We start from the raw sequence: 3,562 nt of genomic DNA on the forward strand, positions 1-3,562 counted from the left end.
GGAGGGTGTGGACGGGGCCGGTGCCGGCGAGGCTGCTGTCCGGGACGAGTGTGAGCCCGCTCGACGAGCGGACCGGTGCGCCGTCCAGCGAGGCGGTACGCAGTTCGTACGAGGCCCCGGGGAACCGGGAGGCGCCGGCGAAGACCTCCATGGGCCCGCTCACATCGAGGCTCTGAACGCCGTCGAAGAGGACGACGAGTACGGATCGCTGCTTCATGCCTGCCATCCTGGGCGGCCTCCCCCACGGCCGCAATGACGGGTTCCCCACCTTTCCTGCCATGGCGGCGGCGCGACGCACTTCACGTACGGCCCGGGGTTCCCTGCCGTACTGACCAGTCGGTAACGTGCGGGTATGAGTACTCTGCCGCCCCGTGCCGGACGCCGCTGCCACAACGCCCTCAACCCGTTGCACTCCGCGGTCTACTTCTCCCCCGATCTCGGCAAGGAGTTCGGCGGGATCGGGATCACCGCCCCCGCCGCCGTGTACTTCGCCGGGCGCTCAGCCGCCCTGGGTGCCGTGGGCCCGGGTACGGTCACCGCGACCTTCTACAACTTCAGCCACGAACTCGTGGCCGCGCACCTGCCCGCCGTCTGGGACATCGCCTCGCCCGAAGCCGTTCTGGCGGCGCGGCTGCGTGCCGCCGACTCGACGCTGCGCCGGCTCCTCGGCGAGGAGGCCATCGCCTCCCCCGAGCTGGCCGAGGCCGCGCGGCTGGCGCTGCGCGCCACCGCGGGCTGCACGCGACACGCCCGGCCGCTGTACGCGGCGCACGCCGATCTCCCGGTGCCGGAGCAGCCGCACCTGGCGTACTGGCATGCCGCGACCCTGCTGCGCGAGCACCGCGGGGACGCCCATCTCGCGGCGCTCCTCGCGGCCGGTCTCGACCCCGTCGAGGCCCTGGTCAGCCACACCGCCACCGGCAAGGGCATGTCGCCCCGCTGGACCCTGGCGACCCGCGGGTGGCACCGCAGCGACTGGGAGGACGCCTCCGCCCGGCTGCGCGACCGCGGACTGCTCACCGCCGAGGGCGGGTTGACGGAGGCGGGCGTGGCGCTGCGGACCGGCCTGGAGGAGGCCACGGACCGGATGGACCTGGCGCCGTACGAGGAGCTCGGCGGTGCGGGCGTGGCCCGCCTGACCGAACTGGGACGCGGGTTCCTCGGCACGGCGCTGGCCGCGGGCGCGTTTCCGCCGGATCTGAACGGCTGAGGACTGTCCGGCGGATCGGAGTCGGGCAGGACGGCGGCCGGTACAGGGAGTGGCCGGGCGACACGGCGCCCGGCCACCCGGCAGAATGCAGTCGAGTGGCCCAGGACCGGTCCGGACAGCGGACCCCGGGGCCCGACCAGCACAGCCAGTACGAGAAGGCGAGTCGGTAAAACCGTGACGACGTCCATCGAAGGCAGGATCGCCGAGGAGCTCGGCGTACGCGAGCGACAGGTGAAGGCGGCCGTCGAGCTGCTCGACGGCGGATCGACCGTGCCGTTCATCGCGCGCTACCGCAAGGAAGCGACCGAGATGCTCGACGATGCGCAGCTGCGCACGCTCGAGGAGCGGTTGCGGTATCTGCGGGAGCTGGAGGACCGCCGTGCCGCGGTCCTCGAATCCGTACGGGAACAGGGCAAGCTCGACAGTGAGCTGGAGGCGCGGATCCGGGCCGCCGACACGAAGGCGCGCCTTGAGGACATCTATCTGCCCTTCAAGCCGAAGCGGCGGACGAAGGCGCAGATCGCCCGGGAGGCCGGGCTCGAACCGCTCGCCTCGGGTCTGCTGGACGATCCGTCGGTGGATCCGCTCGTCGCGGCCACGGCCTTCGTCGACGCGGCCAAGGGCGTAGCGGACCCGGCGGCCGCTCTGGAGGGGGCCCGCGCCATCCTCGCCGAGCGGTTCTCGGAGGACGCCGACCTGACCGGCGAACTGCGTGAGCGCATGTGGACGCGGGGCCGGCTGGTGGCGAAGGTGCGGGACGGCAAGGAGGAGGCGGGCGCCAAGTTCGCGGACTACTTCGACTTCACCGAGCCGTTCACCGCGCTGCCCTCGCACCGGGTGCTCGCGATGCTCCGGGGCGAGAAGGAGGACGTCCTCGACCTCGTCCTGGAGCCGGAGGAACCGTCCGGGGAGCCCGGTCCCTCGTCGTACGAGAACATGGTCGCCCGCCGCTTCGGGGTGAACGACCGCGGCCGTCCCGGGGACAAGTGGCTGGCCGACACCGTGCGCTGGGCCTGGCGCACCCGGCTCCTGGTCCACCTCGGCATCGACCTGCGGCTGCGGCTGCGCACGGCGGCGGAGGACGAGGCGGTACGTGTCTTCGCGTCGAACCTGCGCGATCTGCTGCTCGCCGCGCCGGCCGGGACGCGGGCCACGCTGGGGCTCGACCCGGGTTTCCGTACCGGGGTCAAGGTCGCCGTCGTCGACGCGACCGGCAAGGTCGTCGCGACCGATGTCATCCACCCGCACGTCCCTGCCAACAAGTGGGACCAGTCGCTGGCGAGACTGGAGCAGCTGGCGAAGGCGCACGATGTCGATCTGATCGCGATCGGCAACGGCACGGCGTCGCGCGAGACGGACAAGCTCGCCGGCGAACTGTGCGACAAGCACCCGGAGCTGAAGCTCACCAAGGTGATGGTCTCGGAGGCCGGCGCTTCCGTGTACTCGGCGTCCGCCTTCGCCTCGCAGGAACTCCCGGACATGGACGTCTCGTTGCGCGGCGCCGTCTCGATCGCGCGCCGGCTCCAGGACCCGCTCGCGGAGCTGGTGAAGATCGACCCGAAGTCGATCGGGGTCGGGCAGTACCAGCACGATCTGTCCGAGGTGAAGCTGTCGCGTTCGCTGGACGCGGTCGTCGAGGACTGCGTGAACGGGGTCGGGGTCGACGTCAACACCGCCTCGGCGCCGCTGCTTTCACGGGTCTCCGGCATCGGTTCGGGGCTCGCGGAGAACATCGTCGCGCACCGTGACACCAACGGCCCGTTCCGCTCCCGCAAGGGGCTCAAGGACGTGGCCAGGCTCGGCCCGAAGGCGTACGAGCAGTGCGCGGGCTTCCTGCGGATCCGGGGTGACGACCCGCTGGACGCGTCCAGCGTGCACCCGGAGGCGTACCCCGTGGTCCGGGCGATGGTGAAGCGGACGGGCAGTGACGTCGCCTCCCTGGTCGGCAACACGAGTGTGCTGCGGTCCCTGCGGGCCGACGACTTCGTGGACGAGAAGTTCGGGCTGCCGACCGTCACCGACATCCTCAGGGAGCTGGAGAAGCCGGGGCGCGACCCGCGTCCGGCGTTCAAGACGGCCACCTTCAAGGAGGGCGTCGAGAAGCTCGGCGATCTGGCGTCCGGGATGGTGCTGGAGGGGGTCGTGACGAATGTCGCGGCGTTCGGCGCGTTCGTGGACATCGGGGTGCACCAGGACGGCCTGGTGCATGTGTCGGCGATGTCGAGGACGTTCGTGAAGGACCCCCGTGATGTCGTGAAGCCGGGTGACATCGTCAAGGTCAAGGTCATGGAGGTCGACATCCCGCGGAAGCGGATCTCGTTGACCCTGCGGCTGGATGACGAGGCGGGGGCG

3 protein-coding genes are annotated in these 3,562 nt (G+C 71.3%); 2 read left to right on the forward strand and 1 reads right to left on the reverse strand.

Annotated features, from left to right (window positions below; translation table 11 throughout):
* Positions 1 to 217, reverse strand: a 217-nt coding sequence (locus tag J1C73_RS21250; protein ID WP_207317812.1) for a DJ-1/PfpI family protein, incomplete at its 3' end; no start/stop codon positions are given.
* Between the two features lie 135 nt (positions 218 to 352).
* On the opposite strand from J1C73_RS21250, the gene J1C73_RS21255 reads away from it, so the two are divergent.
* Both J1C73_RS21255 and J1C73_RS21260 read left to right on the forward strand, forming a co-directional pair.
* The gene (locus tag J1C73_RS21255; protein WP_207317813.1) at positions 353 to 1,210 is read left to right on the forward strand and encodes an SCO6745 family protein; all 858 of its coding nucleotides are present in this window, start codon (positions 353 to 355) and stop codon (positions 1,208 to 1,210) included.
* 174 nt (positions 1,211 to 1,384) lie between these two features.
* Positions 1,385 to 3,562: Tex family protein (locus tag J1C73_RS21260; RefSeq protein WP_207317814.1), on the forward strand; the 2,178-nt coding region annotated here is incomplete at its 3' end.

This window comes from Streptomyces laculatispora (assembly GCF_017353455.1).
In the GTDB taxonomy this organism is placed as follows: domain Bacteria; phylum Actinomycetota; class Actinomycetes; order Streptomycetales; family Streptomycetaceae; genus Streptomyces; species Streptomyces laculatispora.